Below are 23,088 nucleotides of genomic sequence, written 5' to 3' on the forward strand. Positions count from 1 at the left end.
TTTCTGAGCTTGAAGTTCGCATAGTAAACTGTGAAACTGGAAAATAAGCAGTTGGAGCAGCGGTCATTCTGTCCTGTTAGAGCCATCTCTAACCTGACAAGTGTGTGCCCAAACCTGGGATAAATCGTGTAACTAGCGGTGTTAAAAGAATTTTTTTGAGCTTCCGCCCGACCTGCAAGTTACTGACGAACAACGATTTAGACCCACCGACCTCACTCCAAACCGCCCCCAATCGGCGCCCTCCGGAGGCAGAGGTCAGAGGTTCGAATCCTCTCGGGCGCGCCATATTCCATGAAAAAGCCCACCTCGCGTGGGCTTTTTCATGGAACTCTGGTTCACCCGAGGGCAGATGCAGAACCTCCGTTCGACAAACTGCGCCAGCAGTTTGGGCGCCGCAGTGCAGCGAAGGCGGGGCAAAGCCCCGGAAGATCGCCCTCAGGCGATCTGGAGTCTATCCTTCCCTGACACACCCCTCTCTCGCTTTACCATTCCGCTCTACGTCAAAACGACGCAAGCCGGTGACTGGATTATGAGCTCAAAGCCAAGCAGCCAAAAGCATGTATTCCACTCAGGAACCGGTGGTTAGAGAAAATCTGCAAACTCCCGAAGCTTCGAAACTGTTTGGGGTAACTGCTGCTTTTGCAGCGTTGCCAGAAAAGTATCGACACTGAGTGACGGCTTCTTCAGCGCTGCCCGCTGCGCCTGAAAAGCACGGCAACATAGGGTCGGCGCCATGTCAATCTGATAGAGAATAAAATCGTCAGGGTGAATCACTTCGATATCGTACTGGCGAAGCGACGGATCAGGAAAATCCTTGAGGTTGAAAGTAACGATGGCGTTGGCGTTGCAACGGATGGCGGCGGCCAGCACATGGCGATCATCCGGGTCCGGCAGATCCAGCCCCTCAATCAGCGGTTCGTAGCCGTACACTTTTGCATCGCGCACATGCCGATCCATAAGTTCCCTCACCCGCAACAAGCTCTCGGGGGAATGCTTCTTTGCCCTCAGCAGCGCGTTGATCCACTCATCGTGTATGTGGTCCGTCCAATGTGCTTTGAACAAGTCTGTCAATGCCAGCCGCATCAGCGCATCTCTCAAGGGTGCGGGATACAGCACGCAGGCATCATAAACAACGGTGAATTTACTCATTCCCTGTCAGTATCCCATTCCCTCGTCCTGGGAGAGTTCAGCCAATTCATCCAGTGTGGCCTGACGTTGACGATCGACCTGTTCCTTGTAGCTCAAGACATCTTGCAGCTTGACCCGCCGATGCGCACCTACCTTCCGGAAGGGTATATCACCCGCCTCCAGCACCTTCACGAGAAAGGGGCGGCTGACGTTCAAGAGGTTAGCCGCATCCTGTGTACTGATTTCCTGGTGATATGGGATCAGGCTGATGGCATTGCCTTGTGAAACCTCTGCCAGAACGTCCAGCAGAATTTGCAGCACATGCCCGGGCAGCACCAGTTCGTCAGTCTCGCCGTTGCTGCCACGGAGTGAAAGCTGTACTCGATCCACGTCCGCATACTTAGACAAGGTGCGACTGGAGAGCTTGGCCTGTTCCACCTCTGCCGCCGTCGGCAAATGTACAATTTTCTGAGCAGACATCGCAGCCCCCTGATATTAAAACGATAACCATCTGAAGGCATATTATGCCGCTCAAACGAAACAAACGAAATAAACGAAATAGACGATTCCGCTATAACCAGATGCAAACTCTGACCAAGTTCATTGGAATTGCGCATGTTTTCATGGCTGCAAGTCTTGAAAAGATCCGTTTGAGTTAAGGAAGTACGGAGTGACTGAAGATCAGATGGAACTACAATGCCTGCAATGGTTCGCCGAAGATGGCTGAGAGATCGTCCGACAATCTGCTTCAAGCATTATAAACCACCCACCCTAACTCACTGATGTCATACCCCCCCAACGCCTCCGCCCGCTGGCCAAAGCGCTCGCATCGGGCGAACGCCAGCAAGCGCTGCATGGCGGGCTCAAAGTAGTGGCGCCGGCGCATGGCGAGATCAAAATGCTCCTGCTGCAGAGGAATAAACGCCAAGCCCTGGCGGCGTGCTGCCGCTTCGATGCCCAGCCCGATGTCCGCCTCGCCCTGGCGAATGGCCAGCGCCAGGTCGTCCTCGCTGAGTGACGGGTGAACAGCCCATCTGAGTTGTTTCGCGTCAATACGGTGGCGAGCGAGTAAGCTCTGGAGCAAATGGCTGACGCCGGCATCGGGCTGGCGATGGGCAACCCGGATGCCGGGGCGGGCGATGTCCTCTAGCCGCACCAATTGGTGAGGGTTATCGGCGGCCAGTAGAAGCCCCTGCTGACGTTTTGCCCAGCGGATCAGCACCAGGTCGCGCATGCCGCTCAGGCCCAGGGTGGCCGGGTCGTTGTAACACTGGCTGTCTTCGTGCCAGATATGCATACCGGCGAGCATGGCACGCCCGTCAACCAACCTCTGCACACCATCGCCGCTCCCCTGGCACAGCAACGCCAGTTCCGCGCCACTTTCCTTAACCGCCCATTCCAGCAGCGGGTCCTGACTGCCCGCCAGAACGGGCGGGATCGGCGTGCTGACGGCGTCGTCACCCTCCAGGTGGTTCATCAACCACAGATCCAACCGCTGGCGCGGGAAGAGAAGCTTGCCTGTCACCCGGACACAGGGAATCACGCCCTGGCTGACCAGGTCGTAAACCTTGCGCTCTTTGAGCCGCAAATACTCGGCGGCCTCAGCGGTGGTGAGATAAGCAGGAAGAGGCATCATTTTCTCCAGCTGCGCGGGAAAGCACAGGACTGTTTCAGGCTGCATGAATTCCGGGAGGCTGTGCAAAGCGTAGTTAAAAACGCCACGATGCTCAAATAATAAGGAGACGCAGCAGTGGAAAATAATGCGTTCTATGTGGCGTTGTCGTTGCTGTTAAGCCTCGACGCCTCGCTCATCCAGATCGTCGCGCTCTCGCTACAGGTGTCGCTTCTGGCCGTGCTGATTGCAGCGGTGCTGGGGTTTCCGCTTGGCGCTGCAGTGGCGCTGTGGCGCTTCCCGGGACGCGGCGCCATGGTCGTGGTGCTAAACGCACTCATGGGGCTGCCGCCGGTGGTGGCCGGGCTGATGGTGTATTTGCTGCTTTCCCGCGCCGGGCCGCTCGGTGAGTGGGGACTTCTGTTTACACCCGGCGCCATGGTGATCGCCCAGGTGGTGCTGGTGTTGCCCATCCTGGCGGCGCTCTCACGCCAGAAAGTGGAAGAGATGCTGGGCGAGTACCGGGAACAGTTCGTGTCTCTCGGGATGTCTCGGGCACGCATGATGCCCACCCTGCTTTGGGATGCCCGTTTTGCGCTTTTGACGGTCCTGCTCGCCGGGTTTGGCCGGGCCAGTGCCGAAGTAGGTGCGGTGATGATGGTTGGCGGCAATATTGATGGAGTCACCCGGGTCATGACCACCGCCATTGTGCTGGAAACTGGCAAAGGCAATCTGCCCCTGGCGCTCGGGCTCGGCATTGTGCTTTTGACGCTGGTCATGCTGATCAACGCCGGCGCCTATCTTGTGGGTGAACTGAGCAGGAGGCGGACAGGATGACCTCACTGAACACCCCCCTCTTTTCCAGATCCGTTCTGCTTCCACCACCGGCCCTGTGCTTTCAGGGTGTGGCCTTCCATCACGAGGAAAAGACGTTACTGGGCCCCTGTTCCTTCACCCTGGACGGCCCCGGCCCTACCCTGGTGATGGGCCCCAACGGCGCCGGCAAAAGCCTGCTGTTGAGACTGGCCCACGGGCTGCTATCGCCAACCCAAGGCCGGATTATGTGGTCGGATGAAGGCACCCCCCGCCAGGCCATGGTGTTCCAGCAACCGGTGCTTCTGCGCCGCTCGGCGGTGGCCAATCTGAGGCACGCGCTGGCGGTCAACAAGGTTCCCCGTCGGGCACGGGCGAAACTGGCACTGGATGCCCTCGAGCGCTTCGGCCTGTCGGCCTGCGCTCACACACCCGCACGGGTGCTTTCGGGTGGCCAGCAACAGCGCCTTGCGTTGGCGCGGGCCTGGGTGCTCTCGCCGCAGGTGCTGTTTCTTGACGAACCCACCTCGGCGCTTGACCCGGCCGCGATTAAGGCTGTCGAGGCCGCCGTGCTGGATTTTCACCAGCGAGGCACACGCATTGTGATGACCACCCACGATCTACATCAGGCCCGCCGGCTAGCCGGTGACGTTCTGTTCCTGTCTGGTGGAAAAGTGCGCGAACACACGGCGGCTGACGCCTTCTTCAGCAAACCCGTATCCCCCGAGGCGAAGGCGTTTGTTACCGGAGAGCTTGTGGAATAGCTCCGCCTCAAAACTTTGACATGAAGTGACCCGAAAAACACTCCCAACGCATGGAAGGAAAAACAAAATGAAAAAGACCCTGAATCTGCTGTTTGCAAGTGTGATGGCGATGGGCATGTCGCTCAGTGCGCACGCCGAGGAATACATCATTCTCGCTTCCACCACCTCGACGGAAAACTCGGGGCTGTTCGACTCTATTCTGCCCAAATTCAAAAACGCCAGCGGCATCGACGTGCGGGTTGTGGCCGTGGGCACCGGACAGGCCTTTGAGCTTGCCCGCCGCGGCGACGCCGACAGTCTGCTGGTGCACGACACCACCGGCGAACAGCGATTTATTGACAACGGACATGCCACCGGGCGGGCGGATGTGATGTACAACGACTTTGTTCTGATTGGTCCAGCAAGCGACCCCGCCAATGTCCGCAACGCCAGAACCGCCGCCGAGGCCTTCGCGGCCATCGCCAATGCCCGGGCCCCGTTCACATCACGGGGTGATGACAGTGGCACCAACCGCGCCGAGTTGCGCCTTTGGGAAAACGCCGGTGTTGAGCCCGATGGCGACTGGTACCGGGAGCTTGGCAGCGGCATGGGGCCAACGCTCAACACCGCCGCGGCTATGGACGCCTACGTGATGTCGGATCGCGCCACCTGGGTAGCGTTCGGCAACCGCCAGAACCTGACCCTGCTGTTTGAAGGCGACAACGTGCTGTTCAACCAGTACGGCAGCTTGTTGCTCTCGGAACAGAAACACCCCCACCTCAAACACGATCTGGCCCGTCAGTGGCACAACTGGCTGATTTCCAAAGAGGGACAGCAAGCGATTGCTGACTTTAAAGTGAATGGACAACAGCTGTTTTTCCCGAATGCCAAATAGGCTAATCTCTGGCTATGTCCGCAGATAATGCGGTATGCGGAATCCCTGAGCGAGCCAGAATAACAATGACGATCGATTCCATACTTCCAGACCCGAAAGACCCTCGACTGTCCCGGGCAGTCGAGGGTGTTGATGAAACTGGTCAACCCAAGTCCATCAGTGTTATCGAAGAGCGCCCCCTGACCATCTACCTGAATAGTCAGGAGATCGTCACCGCCATGACCATTGGCGATCACCCGGAATACCTGGCCCTGGGTTTCCTGTTGAATCAGGGCATGCTGAAAGAGACCGATCAGGTTACCGGGATTGATTTCGACGAGGAGCTGGAAGTGGCCGTGGTACGCACGGCCGGCATCACGGATGTTGAGGAGAAACTGGAAAAGAAAACCCGAACCTCCGGCTGCGCCGTGGGCACGGTGTTTGGTGACATGATGGCAGGGCTGGACGGGCTTTCGCTGCCAGACACCCCGGTACACACCAGTACCTTTTACGACCTGTCCTACCAGATCAACCACACCCCCAGCCTTTACATGGAAACCGGCGCCATCCATGGCACCGCGCTGTGCCAGGGCCGCAGGATTCTGGCGTACATGGAAGATGTCGGGCGCCATAACGCGGTCGACAAGATCGCTGGCTGGATGCATCAGAACAAAGTGCCCGCGGCCGATAAGGTGCTCTACACCACCGGCCGTTTAACCTCCGAAATGGTGATCAAAACGTCCCTGATGGGCATCCCGACCCTGATCAGCCGGTCCGGTTTCACCGCCTGGGGCGTGGATATTGCCCGGCAAGTGGGGCTAACCCTGATCGGTCGGATGCGGGGCAAGAAATTCACCTGCCTCAGTGGCCAGCACCGCCTGGTGTTTGATCAGGACCTGTCTCAGGTTCCGGATGAGGACAAGAAAATGCGTCGTAAAGGGGCTGAGCATGACTGAGTGCGCCGTGATTCTGGCCGGGGGCCAGGCCAACCGTATGGGTGGTGGCGATAAAGGCCGGTTGATGCTGGGGAGTCATTCCCTGATTCATCGGGTTATCGAGCGGATAACACCGCAGGTAGACGCCGTGGTACTGAATGCCAATGGCGACCTTTCCCGGTTCGATGATCTGGGGTTACCGGTGGTTGCCGACTCCATACCGGACTATGCCGGCCCCCTGGCCGGCATTCTGGCGGGCATGGACTGGGCGGCGGAACAGGGCCATGAGTGGCTGATCAGCGTGGCGGCGGATACCCCATCGTTCCCCCTGAACATGGTAGAGCGCCTGTCCGCATCTGGCGCCCCGGTGGTGCTGGCAGCCACCCCGGACCCGGAACGGGGGCGGATTCCCCAGCCCACCTTTGGCCGCTGGCAAGTCGCGCTGCGGCATGACCTGAGAGCCGCCCTGAACGACGGCGTGCGCAAGATTCGCCAATGGACGCTGGCCAAGGGTGAAACCCTGGTGATGTTCGAGGAGGCCGACTTCTTCAACATCAATACACCGGAAGACCTGGCTTGGGCGGAGCAGCATCTGACGTGAACGTGATAGGTATCGTAGGCTGGAAGAATTCGGGCAAGACCACCCTGGCCAGCGCCGTGATTCACGAGTTGTCCAGCAGAGGTTTGACCGTTAACGCCATCAAACACGCCCATCACCTGGTGGACATAGACCAACCCGGAACCGACAGCTACAAGCACCGGGAGGCTGGCGCTCAGGAAGTCATCCTCGCGGGCGGCCAACGCTTTGCGATCATGCACGAACTCCGGGGCGCCCGCGAGCCAACCCTGGATGAGTTGCTGGCCAGGCTGGGCCCCTGCGACTGGGTCGTGGTTGAGGGATTCAAAACCAACGCCCATCCCAAAATTGAAGTTCACCGGCAGGACAGCTCCCACGCCCCCCTGTACCCGCAGGACCCAAGCATTGTGGCGGTGGCGGCAGACTATGCCGCGGATTTCCCGGGCCCGGTCTTCGACATCAACGATGTCACCGGCATCACTGACTTTATTCTGAAGCGTGAACAACCATGAGCAACGCCGCCAATAACGGGAGCCCCACGAAACCGCTCCGTAACGACTGCTTTGCCCTGCCTCCCGGGGTGAACTGGACACCGGTGGACGAAGCGCTGGCGCGGCTGCGTTCCCGCCTGCACCCGGTGGTGGGAGTGGATCAAGACATTCCGCTGGCTCAGCTCAACGGCCGGATACTGGCCAAGGATGTCTACGCCCCCAGAGCCCACCCCCCAAGCTGCAATTCCGCCGTCGATGGCTATGCCCTTGCCGGCCCTCTAACCGAGGTCCCTTGTGTGCTGCCACTGGTCGATGGCCGCAGTGCGGCCGGTGAACCTTACACCGGGCAGGTTCCCGAGGGGCACGCCATCCGCATACTGACCGGCGCGGTGATGCCGGCAGGCACAGACACCGTAGTGCTGGAAGAAGACTGCGAGGTCATTGATGGCCAGCTGCACCTGAACGGCACGTTAAAGGCGGGTGCCAACCGGCGCAAAGCCGGCGAGGATATTCAGGCACAGGATTGCATTCTGACCGCCGGTACCCGGCTGACACCTACCCAAATTTCGGTACTCGCCAGTGTCGGTATCGAATCGGTGGATGTTTACCAGCGGCTGCGTGTTGGCGTGCTGTCGACAGGAGACGAAGTAAAGCCCGTCGGTGCCCCGGTGACCGACTGGCAGATTTACGACGCCAACCGCCCGATGCTCAGCGCCATGGTGACGCAACTGGGCTATGAACTGGTCGACCTGGGCCATGCGCTGGACCGGGCTGAGGACGTTAAAGCCGCACTGGAGCGCGGTGCGGACCAATGCGACTTGATCCTCACCAGCGGCGGCGTTTCCGCCGGGGATGAAGACCATGTCTCGAAAACCCTGAAAGCCCACGGTGACATCAGCAACTGGCGCATTGCCATCAAACCGGGCCGCCCCCTGGCGCTGGCCATGTTCAAGGGCACACCGGTGGTGGGTCTGCCGGGCAACCCGGTGGCGGCCTGGGTCTGCGCATTGCGCTTTGGGGTTCCGGCCATGGCACTGCTGGCCGGGGGTGAGTGGTTTGAACCAACGAGTTACCTGATTCCCGCCAACTTTTCCAAGAACAAAAAACCGGGGCGCAGTGAGATGTTGCGGGCACGGGTGCGGGACGGGCAGGTTGAAGTGTTTGGTTCCGAAGGCTCCGGGCGGGTGACCGGCCTGGCCTGGTCTGAAGGTCTGGTGGAGCTGGACGAGAGCGCCCAGGAGATCGAGCCGGGAACGCCCGTTCGCTTTATACCTTATGGCAGCTTCGGGCTGTAATCACTCGACGCTGCCGTGCACGGCGAAGGCTTCCAGTGAGGCATCCTGCGGGGCCCGGGAACGGTAGGTTTCCTCAACCCCCAGTTCGGTCAGGGTTCGGCTGACCATCAGCAGGGTGTTGTCCTCGAAGTCCTCACACATGCTGCGCATCTGGTCGATTTCTTCGCAAGCCACGGGGTAGGCCGCCTCTATGTCTGGCGCCCCGTATTGCTCGACAAAGGTTTGCGCCAGGGTCCGGCGCAACTGTTCCAGCTCGGTTTCGGTAATGTCACAGACACCCACGAAACTGGCGCGGCCACCGGACTCAATGCTGTACCAACCATTACTGAAGGCCTGCCGGGCTTTGCCCTTCAGCTCCACCTCGGTCCAGTTGGAGAACTCGAATCCGCCCGAAATAGCCCATTCGCCGCTCGGCGCCGGATTCTCGAACACATTGTCATCAGACACATCCAGTCGCAGGGTTCGGGCCAGTTTCATAGGTGCTCCGCGAATTCAATCAGGCTTACGGCTTCCGTCATCACATCTTCCCGTAACAGCATCCGGCCTTTGTCATCCAGGCCGACGAAGAGCCCCGGTCGCGGGTAGTCGATCTGCATGCCAAGGGTGTCGCAACGTGGCCGCCAGTCGGCATGTATGCGCTCGAACCCGCTGTCCAGAAAGTAGGTTAGCCATAGCAAAGTGTGCTTTGACCAGCTTTCAAGAAGCGCCATGGGGGTGATATCAACACAGCCTTCCTCATACAGGCAGGTTTTGTCTGGATTGTCACCGGGCTCGTTACCAGCCATGGTGAACGGCACATGAATCCCGATCACCAGCCAGTTCGGATATGCCTTCGGATCAGACACGTCCGCGGCAAAGCGAACACCGCCGCACACGGCACCATTCACCTTGATACGATCCGGCCACTGGAAATGAACCGGCACCTCTGGCGGCGCCAGCGCACCCAGGCTCTCAGCCAAGCCGATCTGGGCCACGTAGACAGCCTGAATGGCCTCTTCCAGTGGCGTTTCCGGTGCCAACACAAGCGCGGCACGCAAGGTATCCTCCCCTTGCGAGTAGAAGATGGTGCCAGAATCGACCCCGGCGATGGCACGGCTGACCGCCTTGTCAAAAGGGTCGGTATGCTTGGGCACCACCTCGCCCGTCAGCAGTGGCGGAAACTGGGGAGATTGGTTCATAACACAGCCCGGGCATACACATCAGAGGCCATAATTTCATCGGCGATTCGCTGGAACGCCCTGGCCTGGGGACTTTCCGGCTTCGACACCACAATCGGCACACCGCCGTCGGATCCGACCCGGATATCCAGGTCCAGCGGGATTTCGCCCAGGAAAGGCGCCCCAAGCTTTTCCGCTTCCGCCCTGGCGCCGCCAGAGCCGAAGGGATGATGTTCTTTGCCACAACCGTCACAGACGAACGAGGCCATGTTCTCGATCAGGCCAAACAGTGGCACATCCATGCGGTTGAACATGTCGATGCCCTTGCGCGCGTCCATCAGGGCAATGTCCTGGGGCGTCGACACCACAACCGCGCCGGCCACAAAGAACTTCTGGCTAAGCGTCATCTGGACATCGCCGGTGCCGGGGGGCAGATCCACCAGCAACACGTCCAGCCTGCCCCAGTCCACCTGATTCATCATCTGTTCCAGGGCCCCCATCAGCATCGGCCCACGCCACACGATCGCTTCGTCTTCCGTGGTCATCAGGCCCAGCGACATCAGCGTTACGCCATGATTGCGCAAGGGCAGAATGGTGTGCCCGTCCGGGCTGGAAGGGCGGCCGGAAACCCCCAGCATACGGGGCTGGCTGGGCCCGTAGACGTCTGCATCAAGCAGCCCCACTTTGAGTCCCTTCGATGCCAGTGCCACCGCCAGGTTGGAGGCCACGGTGGATTTGCCAACACCGCCCTTGCCCGAGGCAATGGCGATAATCCGGCTGATGCCTCTCGGATTCTTGTCCTGCGGCCGGGGCGCATCGGTTCCGATCAGATTGCTTTTGTCGGCGTTAACGTATTGAACCATACAATGTCCCGATCAGATTTAGTGGTCGCGATAGTCATCACTGGTGCGAACCCGGGGGCGCTCACCGCTGGCCATGGGCGCACTGTCGCCATGGAACTGGGCCTTTACCCGGCAATCGTCACACATCTTGATGAGCTGGACGTTGTCAGACTTGGTGTACATCCAGTGTTGGTTTTCCAGCTTCTCAACAATCCGGTTAATGGTGCTGGCAACACCAAAGGGTTTACCACACTGGATACATTCGAAGGGATCTTCACCGTGCAGGGCACGGGCGCTCAGTGCCGCCTTGGACAGATCCAGCTGTGGCTTCAGAGTGATGGCGGTTTCCGGACAGGTGCTTTCGCAGACACCGCACTGCACACAGGCGTTCTCGGTGAACTGAACTTCCGGTCTGTCCGGGTGATCGCCAAGCGCACCGGTCGGGCACAGGGATACACAGGCAAGGCACAACGTGCACTTGTCTGAATCAATTTCGATGGCGCCGTAGGGCGCGCCCGCCGGCAGGGGGATGGGCGCCTCAATTTTATCTGCCATCGCGGTGGCGGCAACTCTGGTGATATCCCGGCGGCCGCCCACCAGCAACACAGGTTCACTCAGGCGGCCGGCATTGTCACCAGCTTCGCCGAGGTGCTCAGCCGCAATAACCCGAATCCGGCTGGGGGAATTGTGGGTACCCACCAGCATGGCTTGGGCCAGTTCCACTTCGGCAGCGACAGCCCGCCGATCCAGTTCGCTGTCGGCCAGCATCAGCACTTCTGCATAGCCCGCACCAAAGGCCGCCAGTATCTCTGCATGGCCTATGCGGTCAATCTGTTCCAGGCCAAACGGAATCAGGTCATCCGCCAGCCCGTCGTGATACCTGGCCAGGTAGGCAATGGCCTCGGCGCCCGCACCCAGGGAATGAAACACCAGCCGTGGTGCCTCGCCCGCGTGCTCCCGGTAGGTCCTGGCCATCACGTCGAGCGCTTTGGTAATCGACTCAAAGGGGGTTTCGTTCATGGTGATGGCGGAGGTCGGGCAAACCGCCGCACAAGTCCCGCAACCGGCGCAGATGTCGGAATCGATCTGAATGTGATCGCCCGCGGAAAATATCGCCTCCGTGGAGCAGACGTCCAGGCAACGGGTACAACCGGGCTGGTTCGCCCGCGAGTGGGCGCACAGGGATTCTTCCAGCCGGAAATACACGGTTTTCTCAAACTCACCCACCCGCTCTCTGGCGGTCAGGGCAATGCGCTCCAGCTCACCGCTTTTGGCAGGATCCGCCCAGAAGTAGCCGTTGCGCTTCTGGTAGTGGGGAAATGCCGGGGCACCGCCCCGCAAATCAATGAAAATGTCGCACTCACTGCGGGCCGTGGTCTTGGCGTCGCCATAAGCCGGTGCACCCCGGCCCGCAGGATTCAGCATCTGCAGCTGGGAAAATTCCAGCTTGAAGTTACCGAGTGCGCCCTTGGCCGCGGTCAGTTTACCCCTGGCCAGGTCGTACCTGGCAGAGGGTAACTGGACAGGGCCCGAATCACTCACAACGCAGGTAACGCCAAGCTCATCCTGCACCAGTTCAGCCATCCGGATGGCCTGGTCGGTTGGGCCAACGATACAGCATACGCCACTGGACTGAATGAGCTTTGCCGGTGCCATGGCTGCCGGCAGCTGCGCCCCGGCCATCAACGCGGCCTGCTTGGCATGCAGGCGTTTGGGATCGGCATCCGGCGCGCTCCAGCCGGCACGGTCCCGGATATCGATGGTGCTCAACGGTGCGGACTGGCCCACTTCCGCTTGCACATCCTCTCCCAGGCGCTCGAATAATGCCGCTTGCTGGCCGCAGGCAATGAGCACTTCACCAGCACCGCTCAGGTGTTCGGCAGCCGTAGCCATGTCCTTGCCACACAATTCATCCACAACAATCACCTGCCCGGCCGCCGAAGCCGCTTTCAGCGCCTCGGGACTGACGGCCTGCGTTTTTTCGCAGGTGCATAACAGAAGGGTTTTAGTTGGCGTCATCAGGAAAATTACTCTTTTCGTTATTTTTGTACGTATTGATTTCAACCGTGGCTCTTCGAGCATGCCACAGCTGTTTGGCCTTGGACAATCGGATAATTGGATAATTGCCTGAGCTCTGCTAGCTTCAAGAGACAATAAGAAAGAGAAACATCATGAGCAGTCGTACGGATAGTTGGAAACGAGAATTGCCGGTCGGCGCGGTGGTTCGGCGTACCCCCGGAATCACCCGGTGGGCCCGGCATATCTGGACACCGGTTGCGGTTATACCTGGTGCACCGGAGGCATTCTGGAAAGAAATGGTCCGGGAGGGCGAGGTGGTGGATTACCACGCCGGCACGGTGACCATGCAGCTCTATCGTGCCGACGCAGAGGCCTACCTTGTCTCCCTGAACATGATCACCCCGTCTGTCTGGGTCATCCTTGATCGGGACCAATCCGGACAATCTCCGTCAGGGTGGTTTGTCAGTGATATCACCGCCAGCGCCTATGAGGCGCAGGATGCTTTGGACAGCGGCGAGAGCATTGTTGAACCCGTGCCCATTCCCGAGTCACTGGCCGCCTGGATCAAGGAATTTATCGATCTGCACTACATTGAGGAACCGTTCAAGAAGCGCCGTCGCGACAAGAAAAGCGTCGATGGCAAAGAAGACGGCAAAGGCGACCCACGAATCCGCCAGCAGAGCGATGTTTACCGCGCACCCACCAACCTCAAAAATCGGAGGGTGCCGTAATGACAGAATCACGCCTGCAACGATGGTCGCGCAAAAAAGCTGAGCACAGTCACAAGACTGAAGCCTCTCCCGCTTTACCGGTGGAAAACGAACCGTCCGCTGAAGAGCAGGAGCTTGCGATCAATCAGACCCTGCCCGAGCATGAGGTTCTGGCGAAATATGGATTACCCGATCCGGATGCAATCCAATTGGGCACCGACGTTACCGGCTTCATGCGCAAAGAGATCCCGGAACTATTGCGCCGCAAAGCCCTGCGTGCACTCTGGAGATCGAACCCCGTCCTGGCCGTGCTTGATGGTCTGAACGACTACGACGAGGATTACACGAACGCGGCCACCGCCGGCCAAACCGTCAAGACCCTGTATAAGGTCGGCCAGGGCATGTTCGACAAAACCGCAAAGAAGGCTGAGCAAGCAAAGCCGCCTGCCAAGAGTCACTCTGGAATTGCGGAGCTCGTGGAACCCGTTGACCCCGTTGAACCTCCGGAACCGGCAGCACTAACCGAACAGCCGCACATTCAGAATACGGCTGAGCCACCGAGCGCGCCACGACAGCCGCTGCCTGAAGCGGAGGTGGAAGAGGCAGAACCCGCTCCGCTCTACCGACCGAGGATGCGATTCGAGTAGAAGCGACCATAAATCCGACATGTCTCGAGACTGGTTGCGCCTTTGCCTTTTCGGGACTATAAATCTGAATAGCACAAAAATTAAACAACAACGTAAAGGAACGAGACTTGGTCAACACCGCTGAAAGCCTATGTCCTCGCTCGATCACTGAAGAGGATCGCGCCAGGGCCCAGATTTACCAGTTGCTCGGCAGCCTGCTGAGCAACCCGCCTTCGGCTGAGCTACTCAAGGGTTTGGCAACGCTTCAGGGCGACGATACGCCCATCGGGTCGGCCTCACGGAACCTCGCTGCTCTGGCACAACGCACCAGGGCCGAGGACGCCGAGCGTGAGTTCAACAATCTGTTCGTGGGGCTCACCCGCGGGGAGCTGCTGCCCTACGCCAGCTATTACCTCACCGGATTCCTGAACGAAAAGCCCCTGGCAAATTTACGCAGCGATCTTTTATCCAGGGGCATCAGCACCCGTAACGACGTAAAGGAGCCCGAAGACCACATGGGCATCCTGTGCGAGATCATGGCAGGCATTATCAGTGGCGAGTTTGGTGGTGCGAGCGACGTAACCTCGCAAAAAGCCTTTTTTGAAGCCCATCTGGCAAAGTGGGCGCGATTATTTTTTACCGATCTGGAGGAAGCGCAAAACGCCATCTTCTACGCACCGGTGGGCTCGCTGGGTCGAGCCTTTATGACCGTAGAAGAAGAAGCCTTTGCAATCCAGTAACCGGGATCGCTCTGATCCCTCAAAACAGGTGGAGATGTCCTATGGACAACCAAAATGAGCAAAACAGCCGCCGCCAGTTTCTGCGAATGGCGGTCGTTGCAGCCCCGGCTGCAGTCGCGATGGCCGTTGCACCGAACGCTGCGGCCGATGTGGTCAAGGACGCCCCGAAGAGCAACGGACTGCGCGATACAGAGCACACACGCAAGTACTTCGAAACAGCTCGCTTTTAACGAATCTGCACGCCATTCAAGGTTGCGAAAGGCTCTTGAATGACCGCACCTTCTGAAAACGAGAACAATAAAAGAGAGAGGTATTCGACATGTTAAGGAAGAGAACCAACGGGGTAGCGAAAGGCCCCCGTGCTGGATCTTTACTTTCATCCCTCGCTACCAAAACCATGGACCGTCGTAGCTTCCTGGCGGCCTCGGGCATCACGGTAGGTGGACTGGCAGCACTATCACTGCCAACAACCCGGGTAGAAGCGTCAACGCCCTCAACGGGAGGCGGCGAAGTCGTTCGTAAAAAATCCGTCTGTACCCACTGCTCGGTCGGCTGCACGGTTGAAGCCGAAGTCCAGAATGGCGTCTGGACCGGGCAGGAGCCCGGCTGGGACAGCCCGTTTAACCTGGGCGCCCACTGCGCCAAAGGTGCGGCGGTTCGTGAGCACGCCCACGGCGAGCGTCGCCTGAAGTCGCCCATGAAAATGGTCAACGGTGAGTGGCGCAAGATCTCCTGGGAAGACGCCATCAACGAAATCGGCGACAAGATGCTGCAAATCCGCGAGGAAAGCGGCCCCGATTCCGTGTACTGGCTCGGCAGCGCCAAGCACAACAACGAACAAGCCTACCTGTTCCGCAAGTTCGCCGCTTACTGGGGCACCAATAACGTTGATCACCAGGCCCGAATCTGTCATTCCACCACGGTTGCTGGCGTAGCCAACACCTGGGGTTACGGTGCCATGACCAATTCCTACAACGACATCCACAAGTCCAAGGCGATCTTCCTGATCGGTGGCAACCCGGCGGAAGCGCACCCGGTGTCTTTGCTGCATATTCTGAAGGCCAAGGAAGAGAACAACGCACCGCTGATTGTGTGTGATCCGCGCTTTACCCGCACCGCTGCCCACGCAGACGAGTACGTGCGCTTCCGTCCGGGTTCGGACGTTGCCCTGATCTGGGGCATCCTGTGGCACATCTTCGAAAACGGCTGGGAAGACCGGGAATTCATCCGCACCCGCGTTTACGGCATGGAGGACATCCGCGCCGAAGTGGCGAAGTGGAATCCGGAGGAGGTTGAACGCGTCACCGGTACTCCGGGCGCGCAACTTGAGCGCGTTGCCCGCACCCTGGCCAACAACCGCCCGGGTACCGTAATCTGGTGTATGGGTGGCACCCAGCACACCAATGGCAACAACAACACCCGCGCTTACTGCATCCTGCAACTGGCTCTGGGCAACATGGGTGTGGCTGGTGGCGGCACCAATATCTTCCGTGGCCACGACAACGTGCAGGGCGCTACCGACTTCGGCGTAGTCGCCGACAGTCTGCCGGGCTATTACGGCGTTGCCGCAGGTTCCTGGGCCCACTGGGCGCGGGTCTGGGAAGAGGACCTGGACTGGCTGAAAGGTCGTTTTGCCACCTGGGACAAAGACGGCAAATCCCGCGCCATGATGTACGAAAAAGGCATCCCGGTATCCCGCTGGATCGACGGCGTTCTGGAAGCGAAAGAAAACCTGGAACAACCGGACAACACCCGAGCCATGGTGTTGTGGGGCCACGCACCCAACTCGCAGACCCGTATGCTGGAAATGAAGGAAGCCATGGAGAAACTCGACCTGCTGGTTGTGGTGGATCCTTTCCCGACCGTGTCTGCCGTATTGCATGACCGGACAGATGGCGCCTACCTGCTGCCGACAACCACGCAGTTCGAAACGACGGGTTCGGTCACCGCCTCCAACCGTTCATTGCAATGGCGTGAGAAAGTGATGGAGCCGCTGTTCGACTCCAAGGTGGATCATGAAATCATCAAACTGTTTGCGGACAAGTTTGGCTTCACTGATCGTATGTTCCGCAACATCGCCATTGAAGGCGACGAGCCGGTAATTGAAGACATCACCCGCGAGTTCAACCGTGGCATGTGGACCATCGGGTATACCGGCCAGTCTCCTGAGCGGCTCAAGCTGCATATGGCCAATCAACATCACTTTGACAAAACCACCCTGCGCGCAGTGGGTGGGCCCTGCGATGGTGATTACTACGGTTTGCCATGGCCGTGCTGGGGTACCCCGGAGATGAACCATCCGGGCACCGCCAACCTGTACGATATGTCGTTGCCGGTGTCCAAGGGCGGCCTGACCTTCCGGGCCCGATTTGGTGTTGAGCGTAACGGTGAGAACCTGCTGGCTGAAGGGGTTTACTCCAAGGATTCGGAAATCAAGGACGGCTACCCGGAATTCACCATGCAGATGCTGATGGACCTTGGCTGGGACGGCGATCTAACTGCCGAAGAGCGTGCGGCCATCGACGCGGTTGGCGGACCGGAAGCCAACTGGAAAACCGATCTGTCTGGCGGTATCCAGCGTGTGGCGATCAAGCACGAGTGCGCACCCTTCGGTAACGCCAAGGCCCGCGCCATCGTCTGGAACTTCCCGGACCCGGTGCCACTGCACCGCGAACCGCTGTACACCAACCGTCGCGACCTGGTGGAAGACTACCCGACTTACGCCGACAAGACCTTCTGGCGTGTGCCGACCATGTACGAGTCGATTCAGAAGAACGACTTCAGCAAGGACTTCCCCATCATTCTGACTTCTGGCCGACTGGTGGAATACGAAGGTGGCGGCGACGAAACCCGGTCAAACCCCTGGCTGGCAGAACTCCAGCAAGACATGTTCATAGAGGTGAATCCACGCGACGCCAATAACTTGAACATTCGCGATGGCAGGGATGTCTGGGTGTCTGGCCCGGAGGGCGCGCGCATCAAGGTAAAAGCAATGGTTACCGAAAGGGTTGGCGAAGGCGTGGCCTTCATGCCGTTCCACTTCGGCGGTCACCTGCAAGGCGAGGATCGTCGGCATAAATACCCTGAGGGTGCCGATCCGATCGTGTTGGGTGAATCCACAAACACCGTTCAGACATACGGGTACGACTCGGTCACGCAGATGCAAGAGACCAAGTGCACCCTGTGTGCCATCGAACCAGCATAACAAGAGGTGTAGACCATGGCACTTGAAGGACAAGCAAGAGCAAAATTCCTTTGTGACGCCGAGCGCTGCATCGAATGTAATGCTTGCGTGACAGCCTGTAAGAACGAGCACGAAGTCCCCTGGGGCATCAACCGCCGCCGCGTGGTCACCATCGAGGATGGCAAGCCAGGCGAGCGTTCCATCTCGGTAGCTTGCATGCACTGTTCAGACGCGCCGTGTATGGCCGTTTGCCCAACCGACTGCTTCTACCAGACGGCGGACGGCATCGTGCTGCACTCCAAAGACCTGTGCATCGGGTGTGGCTACTGCTTTTACGCCTGCCCCTTCGGCGCGCCCCAGTTCCCCCAGGCGGGTAACTTTGGCAGCCGGGGCAAGATGGACAAGTGTACGTTCTGTGCAGGTGGTCCTGAGGAAGACCATTCAACAACGGAGTTCAACAAATACGGTCGCAACCGTATTGCAGAGGGCAAGTTGCCGCTCTGTGCGGAAATGTGCTCAACCAAAGCCCTGTTGGCCGGTGATGGCAACACGGTTTCGGACATCTATCGCCAGCGAGTGGTGAACCGTGGTTTCGGTTCCGGCGCCTGGGGATGGGGAACAGCTTACGAGAAGAAGGGCGCTTAAGCTCACCCGTGGATTCCGGAGCCTCAGGGCTCCGGAATCGATCGGGATAACTTATTCTTTTTGTTCATTCCGCTGGAGCGCTCTCATGAACCGAAAACTATTGGGTGCCGCCCTGCTTGCAATGGCGACACTGCTTTTTAATCCTGCCTGGGCAAGCGATGCCCCGGCGGTTGATCGAACCGCGACCGGGGGCGCGCAAACCCTCGAAGACATCATGGCTCGCCAGCAACAGCTGAAAATGGACGAGGCGTTCCGTTCTGAAAACCTCGGCAACCCGGCCAACGCCAAGCCGATCACGGAGCAACTGGGCACCCGGGGCGGCGTGTCAGACTCCGATGTCTGGCGGGGCATCCGCTACAACCAGAGCGATATCAAAACCCAGGCCAGGGGCCCGGGGGCCGATGTGCTGATTCAGGACGGCGGCATGCCCTGGTACAAGCTCCGGGAAGGCCCCATGGTCACTTACGGCGGTGGCGCCCTTCTGGGCATCATTCTGCTGCTGGTAGTGTTCTACTTTGTTCGCGGCAAAATCATGATCGATGGCGGCCCTTCCGGCACCAAGATCGAACGATTCAAAGCCATCGAGCGCTTTGGCCACTGGTTATTGGCGGGGTCGTTTATCGCCCTGGCGCTGACCGGCCTGATCACGCTGATGGGGCGAAGTTTCCTGATTCCCGTGATTGGGCACGAGGCCTATTCAACCCTCGCAGTGGGTTCCAAGTGGTTGCACAATAATGTCGCCTGGGCCTTTATGCTGGGCCTGGTCATGACCTTCGTCATGTGGGTCGCGCACAACATACCCAACAAGCTCGACTGGCAGTGGATCAAGGCGGGCGGTGGCATCTTCACCAAGTCCCACCCCTCCTCGAAGAAGTTCAATGCCGGCCAGAAGATCATTTTCTGGACGGTGATGCTGCTGGGCGTCTCGGTGTCCCTGTCGGGCCTGTCGCTGCTGTTCCCGTTTGAAATGCCCATGTTCGCTGGCACCTTCAGCGTTATTAACAGTGTTATCGGTACCGACTTCCCGACTGCGCTGACGCCCCATGAAGAGATGCAGTACGCCAACATCTGGCACTCTATCGTTGCGTTCGCCATGATGGTGGCCATCATCGCCCACATCTACATCGGCTCTGTCGGTATGGAAGGTGCGTTTGATGCCATGGGCAACGGTCAGGTTGACCGTGAATGGGCCCGCCAGCATCACGACCTGTGGGTGGAAGAGGTTGAGGCAAAACAGGGCAAAGGGGGTTCATCATGAAAGTTATGGTAGCCGCGTTTGTCGTGGCTCTGGTCATTGCCGTTTGCGCGCCCGTGGTACTGAACCAGTTTGGCTGGTCCTCCGCAGAACAAGGCAGCAGCTCCACGAGTGTGCGCCTTGACTGACCAGACAGAGGTATACCGGATCGACGCTGTCGGTCTGGTATGCCCGCTTCCGGTTTTGCGCTTCAAGAAACGCACCCAGGGGCTGCCCAGTGGCACCCGGGTGGAATTCCTGGCGGATGACGTCAGTGGCCGCCGCGATTTGCAGGCCCTGTGCGAGATCACCGGCCACCAGATTGAATCGGTCCACGAAGAAGATAACGGCGTCATTCGTTATCGTATTTGCCTGGCCTGAAGCAAAGCGCCCAATACCTCTGGCCACAGATCATGGTTGCGATGCACTACGACGTCGATATTGGTCCGGTGTAACGCCAAACCACCGCTTGAATGCCCGGCGGAAATTCGCGCTGTCGTGATAATTCAGCAACTCCGCAATGGCCTCGACCGACACCGAGCTATCCCGCAGATAGCCAATCGCCTGCTGCGACAGAATACCGTCCCTCAGTTGTCGGAAACTGGTGCCTTCCGCTTTCAATCTTCTCGCCAACGTGCGCTTGCAGATAAACAGCGCAGCGGCGGCCTCTTCTTCCGTCAGCACGCCTGGTGGATGAGACAGCATCATTTTCTGTACCCGGTATTTGCAGCTCTCACGGTCGGACTGCAATTGCGCCAGCATGCCTTCACATTGCTTCAGTGCCATCATGTAGTTCTCATGGTTGGCGGACGCATTGGGCAGCTTGCACACGTCGAGCGGAATGTTCAGCGCGAGTGAGGTTGCGCCAAATGTTATCGAACCCGGAATGTACCGCGTAGCAATGGCTGTACCCAGGCTCCTTGTGCAGAAACCCGCATACCACCTCCCCCACCGGTCGGCCCACAATAAATTCCGCACAATCAAAGAAGATCACCGCAAAGCTCTCACTCAGAACCTTTAAAAGTGATTCCGACAATTCCACATGAAAGCGGCAAGTCACCTCCAACCAGTTGTCCCTGGCGGCCATCTCAAGGCGGGCCAGGTTCATGCGGGTTGGCAGGAAGACCTGAAAAGCCCGAATGGCAGTCAGCAGGTCCGGGCTGCTGTTGACCAGAAACCCCATGGCACCGTGGGTAGGCGACGTCAGCCGCCGGCCCAGGCGCAATCCGAAGGTATCGTCATTGGCCAGCTGCAAACTGTTATCCAGTATCTGCAATTGCTGTTGCGGGGTCAGCAGAGTGTCCTCCTGCAGAAACTGATCCACTGTCAGCTGGGTCATCGCCAGCAAATCCGGGACATCGCGGGTTTGTAAAGCCAACTCCCGGGCAATCAGTCGGCTGTAATTGGAGGGAATACACGGCTGGCTCAGGTCAATGTCGCGCATCATTATTCTTGTGTCCTTGAGTGAGCGCCTGAAGACCGGCGCACACCTTGAGTGTCTTTAAATGACCCCTCGCTGTCAATTAATGACCTGCCACCCGAACACCGCTGATCGTAATCTGGCTTCCACTGAAGCCACTCTAAAAACAACAGAGGTGAAACGCGTATGGGTCAGATCACATTTATTGAACACAACGGTGCCGCACATGTGGTCGAGATTGCCGCAGGCCAATCGCTGATGCAGACCGCCGTTGATAACGGCATCCCGGGAATAGACGCGGATTGTGGCGGCGCCTGCGCCTGTGGCACCTGCCATGTAATTGTTGATCACAACTGGATTCAGGCCACCGGCAACATCAACGCCGATGAGCAGGGCATGCTGGGTCTCACGCCCGAAAGAGCCGATACCTCACGCCTGTCTTGCCAGATCACCGTCTCGGAGGCCCTGGATGGTCTGATTGTGCGCCTGCCGGAATTCCAGATGTAGGCAACACCCGAGTTCGATCTCGAAACCTTCGGACGACCACCACCTGTACCAACAACCACTACGAACCCCGAGGTGCTGTATGCGCGTACTGAGTCCCTTACTTGAACCTGTTATTCAGCCAGCCTTGAACCTAGCCACGTCGATCATTCCCATCCATTGGCAGATCAAAGGCGCCCATGCCTTTCAGAATGTGAAACATCGCATTGGCAGGGACCGACCGGTGCCGGTTTTCGAAGAAACCCCGCTACCGGATGTCTCAACACTCGCGCTCGAAGACATCGACCTCAGTAACCCCTTCCTGTATCGGCAAGGCCTGTGGCGATCCTATTTCAAGCGGTTACGAGATGAGTGCCCGGTGCATTTCCAAAAGCAGAGCCCGTTCGGCCCCTTCTGGTCCGTCACCCGCTATGAGGACATCCTGTTTGTAGACACCCGTCATGACCTGTTCTCCGCCGAGCCCATCATTTCCATCGGCCCCCAGCCCGAGGGCCTGGAAATTGAAACCTTCATTGCCATGGACCCACCCAAACACGACGCTCAACGACAAGCCGTTCAGGGCGTGGTGGCGCCAAAGAACCTGATGCAGATGGAGGCGCTGATTCGCAGCCGCACAGCCGATGTGCTGGACCAGCTGCCGGTGGACGAACCCTTTGACTGGGTACAACGGGTATCGGTTGAACTCACTTCCCGTATGCTGGCCACCCTGTTCGATTTCCCCTTCGAGCTGCGTCACAAACTCGCTTACTGGTCGGATGTGGCCTCCGGCGCCCCGGAATCCACCGGAGGGCACGCCAACCGTGACGAGTTTTTCCGGGCGGCCGCCGATATGGCGCAGCAGATGTCGTTGTTGTGGCGAGAAAAGGAGGCACGGAAAGCTGCTGGTGAAGAAACCGGGTTTGACCTGATCAGTCTGCTGTTGGCCAATGACGACACCCGGGACATGATCAACCGCCCCATGGAGTTCATGGGTAATATGGTGCTGCTGATCATTGGCGGCAACGACACCACCCGTAATTCCATGACCGGCGGCGTGCTGGCGCTTAACCAGTTTCCAGAGCAGTTCACAAAACTCAAACAGAATCCCGAGCTGATTCCCAATATGGTGTCAGAAATCATCCGCTGGCAAACACCCCTGGCCTACATGCGCAGGGTTGCGAAACAGGATGTGACGCTGAACGGGCAGACCATTAAACAGGGTGACAAGGTGGTTATGTGGTACGCCTCGGGCAATCGGGATGAGCGGGCCTTCGAGCAAGACCCGGACCAGTTCATTATTGATCGGAAAAACGTGCGTAAGCATCTTTCCTTCGGTTTCGGCGTGCACCGCTGCATGGGTAACCGCCTGGCAGAATTGCAGCTCAGGATCTTATGGGAGGAGATACTGAAACGCTTTGACCGTATTGAAGTTTTGGCAGAGCCCGAGTACGTTCAGTCCAATTTCGTACGCGGCTACAGTGCGATGACGGTAAAACTCTCCGCCAAGCCCTGACGAGGGGGTTAACACCGGATGGGCATCACCTGTTAAACTGCTTTCGG

At 58.7% G+C, this 23,088-nt stretch carries 27 protein-coding genes; 18 read left to right on the forward strand and 9 right to left on the reverse strand.

Going from position 1 to position 23,088, the window contains the following annotated elements; translation table 11 throughout:
- Positions 1–582: 582 nt before the first annotated feature.
- The 3 genes from ACZ5Q2_RS02490 to ACZ5Q2_RS02500 form a co-directional block, all read right to left on the reverse strand.
- Positions 583–1,149 (reverse strand): PIN domain-containing protein, encoded by a 567-nt coding sequence (locus ACZ5Q2_RS02490; RefSeq protein WP_061333152.1) that lies wholly within the window; start codon positions 1,147–1,149, stop codon positions 583–585.
- Between the two features lie 6 nt (positions 1,150–1,155).
- Complete coding sequence (locus tag ACZ5Q2_RS02495) at positions 1,156–1,608, reverse strand: excisionase family DNA-binding protein (protein ID WP_061333153.1); 453 nt, start codon at positions 1,606–1,608, stop codon at positions 1,156–1,158.
- Positions 1,609–1,876: 268 nt separating this feature from the next.
- Positions 1,877–2,761 carry a helix-turn-helix transcriptional regulator gene (locus tag ACZ5Q2_RS02500; RefSeq protein ID WP_061333173.1) on the reverse strand — a complete coding sequence of 295 codons (885 nt, stop codon included), beginning with the start codon at positions 2,759–2,761 and terminating at the stop codon, positions 1,877–1,879.
- 117 nt (positions 2,762–2,878) lie between these two features.
- On the opposite strand from ACZ5Q2_RS02500, the gene ACZ5Q2_RS02505 reads away from it, so the two are divergent.
- The 7 genes from ACZ5Q2_RS02505 to ACZ5Q2_RS02535 all read left to right on the forward strand — a co-directional run bounded on the left by ACZ5Q2_RS02505 (position 2,879) and on the right by ACZ5Q2_RS02535 (position 8,468).
- Positions 2,879–3,577 carry an ABC transporter permease gene (locus ACZ5Q2_RS02505; RefSeq protein WP_061333154.1) on the forward strand — a complete coding sequence of 233 codons (699 nt, stop codon included), beginning with the start codon at positions 2,879–2,881 and terminating at the stop codon, positions 3,575–3,577.
- Entirely contained in the window at positions 3,574–4,317 is a 744-nt protein-coding gene (locus ACZ5Q2_RS02510) for an ATP-binding cassette domain-containing protein (RefSeq protein WP_061333155.1), read from the forward strand. Before ACZ5Q2_RS02505 ends, ACZ5Q2_RS02510 begins: the two co-directional genes overlap by 4 nt.
- 67 nt (positions 4,318–4,384) lie before the next feature.
- The gene (locus ACZ5Q2_RS02515; RefSeq protein ID WP_061333156.1) at positions 4,385–5,191 is read left to right on the forward strand and encodes an ABC transporter substrate-binding protein; all 807 of its coding nucleotides are present in this window, start codon (positions 4,385–4,387) and stop codon (positions 5,189–5,191) included.
- A gap of 65 nt (positions 5,192–5,256) precedes the next feature.
- Entirely contained in the window at positions 5,257–6,126 is an 870-nt protein-coding gene (locus ACZ5Q2_RS02520) for a formate dehydrogenase accessory sulfurtransferase FdhD (protein WP_061333157.1), read from the forward strand.
- Positions 6,119–6,706 (forward strand): molybdenum cofactor guanylyltransferase MobA, encoded by a 588-nt coding sequence (mobA, locus tag ACZ5Q2_RS02525; RefSeq protein WP_061333158.1) that lies wholly within the window; start codon positions 6,119–6,121, stop codon positions 6,704–6,706. The genes ACZ5Q2_RS02520 and mobA overlap by 8 nt, the downstream gene beginning before the upstream one ends.
- Positions 6,703–7,194 carry a molybdopterin-guanine dinucleotide biosynthesis protein B gene (gene mobB / locus ACZ5Q2_RS02530; RefSeq protein WP_061333159.1) on the forward strand — a complete coding sequence of 164 codons (492 nt, stop codon included), beginning with the start codon at positions 6,703–6,705 and terminating at the stop codon, positions 7,192–7,194. Before mobA ends, mobB begins: the two co-directional genes overlap by 4 nt.
- Positions 7,191–8,468, forward strand: a complete 1,278-nt coding sequence (locus ACZ5Q2_RS02535) for a molybdopterin-binding protein (RefSeq protein ID WP_061333160.1) — start codon at positions 7,191–7,193, stop codon at positions 8,466–8,468. Before mobB ends, ACZ5Q2_RS02535 begins: the two co-directional genes overlap by 4 nt.
- On the opposite strand, the gene ACZ5Q2_RS02540 is transcribed toward ACZ5Q2_RS02535, so the two are convergent.
- The 4 genes from ACZ5Q2_RS02540 to ACZ5Q2_RS02555 are packed head-to-tail and all read right to left on the reverse strand — an operon-like array spanning position 8,469 to position 12,486.
- Entirely contained in the window at positions 8,469–8,945 is a 477-nt protein-coding gene (locus ACZ5Q2_RS02540; protein ID WP_061333161.1) for a DUF6505 family protein, read from the reverse strand.
- Positions 8,942–9,646: a biotin/lipoate--protein ligase family protein gene (locus ACZ5Q2_RS02545; RefSeq protein WP_061333162.1), complete on the reverse strand. Its 705-nt coding sequence runs from the start codon at positions 9,644–9,646 to the stop codon at positions 8,942–8,944. The genes ACZ5Q2_RS02540 and ACZ5Q2_RS02545 overlap by 4 nt, the downstream gene beginning before the upstream one ends.
- Entirely contained in the window at positions 9,643–10,488 is an 846-nt protein-coding gene (locus ACZ5Q2_RS02550) for an Mrp/NBP35 family ATP-binding protein (protein WP_082780612.1), read from the reverse strand. Before ACZ5Q2_RS02550 ends, ACZ5Q2_RS02545 begins: the two co-directional genes overlap by 4 nt.
- Before the next feature lie 18 nt (positions 10,489–10,506).
- Positions 10,507–12,486, reverse strand: a complete 1,980-nt coding sequence (locus ACZ5Q2_RS02555) for a 4Fe-4S binding protein (RefSeq protein WP_061333163.1) — start codon at positions 12,484–12,486, stop codon at positions 10,507–10,509.
- A 152-nt stretch (positions 12,487–12,638) separates the two neighbouring features.
- Between ACZ5Q2_RS02555 and ACZ5Q2_RS02560 the strand changes: the two genes are divergently transcribed.
- The 9 genes from ACZ5Q2_RS02560 (at position 12,639) to ACZ5Q2_RS02600 (ending at position 20,006) form a co-directional block, all read left to right on the forward strand.
- Positions 12,639–13,217, forward strand: a complete 579-nt coding sequence (locus tag ACZ5Q2_RS02560) for a DUF3305 domain-containing protein (protein WP_061333164.1) — start codon at positions 12,639–12,641, stop codon at positions 13,215–13,217.
- Complete coding sequence (locus ACZ5Q2_RS02565) at positions 13,217–13,843, forward strand: DUF3306 domain-containing protein (protein ID WP_061333165.1); 627 nt, start codon at positions 13,217–13,219, stop codon at positions 13,841–13,843. The genes ACZ5Q2_RS02560 and ACZ5Q2_RS02565 overlap by 1 nt, the downstream gene beginning before the upstream one ends.
- A gap of 107 nt (positions 13,844–13,950) precedes the next feature.
- On the forward strand, positions 13,951–14,562 hold the full coding sequence (locus ACZ5Q2_RS02570; protein WP_061333166.1) for a TorD/DmsD family molecular chaperone: 612 nt from the start codon (positions 13,951–13,953) through the stop codon (positions 14,560–14,562).
- Between the two features lie 41 nt (positions 14,563–14,603).
- Positions 14,604–14,792, forward strand: a complete 189-nt coding sequence (locus tag ACZ5Q2_RS02575; RefSeq protein ID WP_061333167.1) for a hypothetical protein — start codon at positions 14,604–14,606, stop codon at positions 14,790–14,792.
- 89 nt (positions 14,793–14,881) lie between these two features.
- Positions 14,882–17,767 (forward strand): formate dehydrogenase subunit alpha, encoded by a 2,886-nt coding sequence (locus ACZ5Q2_RS02580; protein WP_061333168.1) that lies wholly within the window; start codon positions 14,882–14,884, stop codon positions 17,765–17,767.
- 15 nt (positions 17,768–17,782) lie between these two features.
- Positions 17,783–18,391 (forward strand): formate dehydrogenase FDH3 subunit beta, encoded by a 609-nt coding sequence (fdh3B, locus tag ACZ5Q2_RS02585; protein ID WP_058092956.1) that lies wholly within the window; start codon positions 17,783–17,785, stop codon positions 18,389–18,391.
- 85 nt (positions 18,392–18,476) lie between these two features.
- Positions 18,477–19,649 (forward strand): formate dehydrogenase subunit gamma, encoded by a 1,173-nt coding sequence (locus ACZ5Q2_RS02590; RefSeq protein ID WP_061333169.1) that lies wholly within the window; start codon positions 18,477–18,479, stop codon positions 19,647–19,649.
- Positions 19,646–19,774, forward strand: a complete 129-nt coding sequence (locus tag ACZ5Q2_RS02595; protein ID WP_264753582.1) for a hypothetical protein — start codon at positions 19,646–19,648, stop codon at positions 19,772–19,774. The genes ACZ5Q2_RS02590 and ACZ5Q2_RS02595 overlap by 4 nt, the downstream gene beginning before the upstream one ends.
- Positions 19,758–20,006 carry a sulfurtransferase TusA family protein gene (locus ACZ5Q2_RS02600; RefSeq protein ID WP_264753583.1) on the forward strand — a complete coding sequence of 83 codons (249 nt, stop codon included), beginning with the start codon at positions 19,758–19,760 and terminating at the stop codon, positions 20,004–20,006. The genes ACZ5Q2_RS02595 and ACZ5Q2_RS02600 overlap by 17 nt, the downstream gene beginning before the upstream one ends.
- A gap of 30 nt (positions 20,007–20,036) precedes the next feature.
- Here ACZ5Q2_RS02600 and ACZ5Q2_RS02605 read toward each other — a convergent pair whose 3' ends face one another.
- A complete protein-coding gene (locus ACZ5Q2_RS02605; protein ID WP_227510243.1) occupies positions 20,037–20,414 on the reverse strand; it encodes a helix-turn-helix domain-containing protein in 378 nt (125 codons plus the stop codon).
- Positions 20,415–20,421: 7 nt separating this feature from the next.
- The gene (locus ACZ5Q2_RS02610; RefSeq protein WP_432210483.1) at positions 20,422–21,072 is read right to left on the reverse strand and encodes an AraC family transcriptional regulator ligand-binding domain-containing protein; all 651 of its coding nucleotides are present in this window, start codon (positions 21,070–21,072) and stop codon (positions 20,422–20,424) included.
- Positions 21,073–21,231: 159 nt separating this feature from the next.
- Here ACZ5Q2_RS02610 and ACZ5Q2_RS02615 point away from each other — a divergent pair, with 159 nt between their 5' ends.
- Both ACZ5Q2_RS02615 and ACZ5Q2_RS02620 read left to right on the forward strand, forming a co-directional pair.
- Positions 21,232–21,552: a 2Fe-2S iron-sulfur cluster-binding protein gene (locus ACZ5Q2_RS02615; RefSeq protein WP_431474529.1), complete on the forward strand. Its 321-nt coding sequence runs from the start codon at positions 21,232–21,234 to the stop codon at positions 21,550–21,552.
- Positions 21,553–21,631: 79 nt separating this feature from the next.
- Entirely contained in the window at positions 21,632–23,041 is a 1,410-nt protein-coding gene (locus ACZ5Q2_RS02620) for a cytochrome P450 (RefSeq protein ID WP_431474528.1), read from the forward strand.
- Positions 23,042–23,088 lie beyond the last annotated feature (47 nt).

The organism is Marinobacter alkaliphilus, assembly GCF_055394375.1.

Coding starts and splice junctions, on each gene's coding strand:
- mobA (WP_061333158.1), top strand. CDS start 6,119: ATGACTGAGTGCGCCGTGATTCTGGCCGGGGGCCAGGCCAACCGTATG.
- ACZ5Q2_RS02515 (WP_061333156.1), top strand. CDS start 4,385: ATGAAAAAGACCCTGAATCTGCTGTTTGCAAGTGTGATGGCGATGGGC.
- ACZ5Q2_RS02540 (WP_061333161.1), bottom strand. CDS start 8,945: ATGAAACTGGCCCGAACCCTGCGACTGGATGTGTCTGATGACAATGTG.
- ACZ5Q2_RS02555 (WP_061333163.1), bottom strand. CDS start 12,486: ATGACGCCAACTAAAACCCTTCTGTTATGCACCTGCGAAAAAACGCAG.
- ACZ5Q2_RS02605 (WP_227510243.1), bottom strand. CDS start 20,414: ATGATGGCACTGAAGCAATGTGAAGGCATGCTGGCGCAATTGCAGTCC.
- ACZ5Q2_RS02495 (WP_061333153.1), bottom strand. CDS start 1,608: ATGTCTGCTCAGAAAATTGTACATTTGCCGACGGCGGCAGAGGTGGAA.
- ACZ5Q2_RS02610 (WP_432210483.1), bottom strand. CDS start 21,072: ATGATGCGCGACATTGACCTGAGCCAGCCGTGTATTCCCTCCAATTAC.
- ACZ5Q2_RS02550 (WP_082780612.1), bottom strand. CDS start 10,488: ATGGTTCAATACGTTAACGCCGACAAAAGCAATCTGATCGGAACCGAT.
- ACZ5Q2_RS02560 (WP_061333164.1), top strand. CDS start 12,639: ATGAGCAGTCGTACGGATAGTTGGAAACGAGAATTGCCGGTCGGCGCG.
- ACZ5Q2_RS02510 (WP_061333155.1), top strand. CDS start 3,574: ATGACCTCACTGAACACCCCCCTCTTTTCCAGATCCGTTCTGCTTCCA.
- ACZ5Q2_RS02580 (WP_061333168.1), top strand. CDS start 14,882: ATGTTAAGGAAGAGAACCAACGGGGTAGCGAAAGGCCCCCGTGCTGGA.
- ACZ5Q2_RS02620 (WP_431474528.1), top strand. CDS start 21,632: ATGCGCGTACTGAGTCCCTTACTTGAACCTGTTATTCAGCCAGCCTTG.
- ACZ5Q2_RS02615 (WP_431474529.1), top strand. CDS start 21,232: ATGGGTCAGATCACATTTATTGAACACAACGGTGCCGCACATGTGGTC.
- ACZ5Q2_RS02520 (WP_061333157.1), top strand. CDS start 5,257: ATGACGATCGATTCCATACTTCCAGACCCGAAAGACCCTCGACTGTCC.
- ACZ5Q2_RS02575 (WP_061333167.1), top strand. CDS start 14,604: ATGGACAACCAAAATGAGCAAAACAGCCGCCGCCAGTTTCTGCGAATG.
- ACZ5Q2_RS02590 (WP_061333169.1), top strand. CDS start 18,477: ATGAACCGAAAACTATTGGGTGCCGCCCTGCTTGCAATGGCGACACTG.
- ACZ5Q2_RS02500 (WP_061333173.1), bottom strand. CDS start 2,761: ATGCCTCTTCCTGCTTATCTCACCACCGCTGAGGCCGCCGAGTATTTG.
- fdh3B (WP_058092956.1), top strand. CDS start 17,783: ATGGCACTTGAAGGACAAGCAAGAGCAAAATTCCTTTGTGACGCCGAG.
- ACZ5Q2_RS02490 (WP_061333152.1), bottom strand. CDS start 1,149: ATGAGTAAATTCACCGTTGTTTATGATGCCTGCGTGCTGTATCCCGCA.
- ACZ5Q2_RS02595 (WP_264753582.1), top strand. CDS start 19,646: ATGAAAGTTATGGTAGCCGCGTTTGTCGTGGCTCTGGTCATTGCCGTT.
- ACZ5Q2_RS02535 (WP_061333160.1), top strand. CDS start 7,191: ATGAGCAACGCCGCCAATAACGGGAGCCCCACGAAACCGCTCCGTAAC.
- ACZ5Q2_RS02545 (WP_061333162.1), bottom strand. CDS start 9,646: ATGAACCAATCTCCCCAGTTTCCGCCACTGCTGACGGGCGAGGTGGTG.
- ACZ5Q2_RS02565 (WP_061333165.1), top strand. CDS start 13,217: ATGACAGAATCACGCCTGCAACGATGGTCGCGCAAAAAAGCTGAGCAC.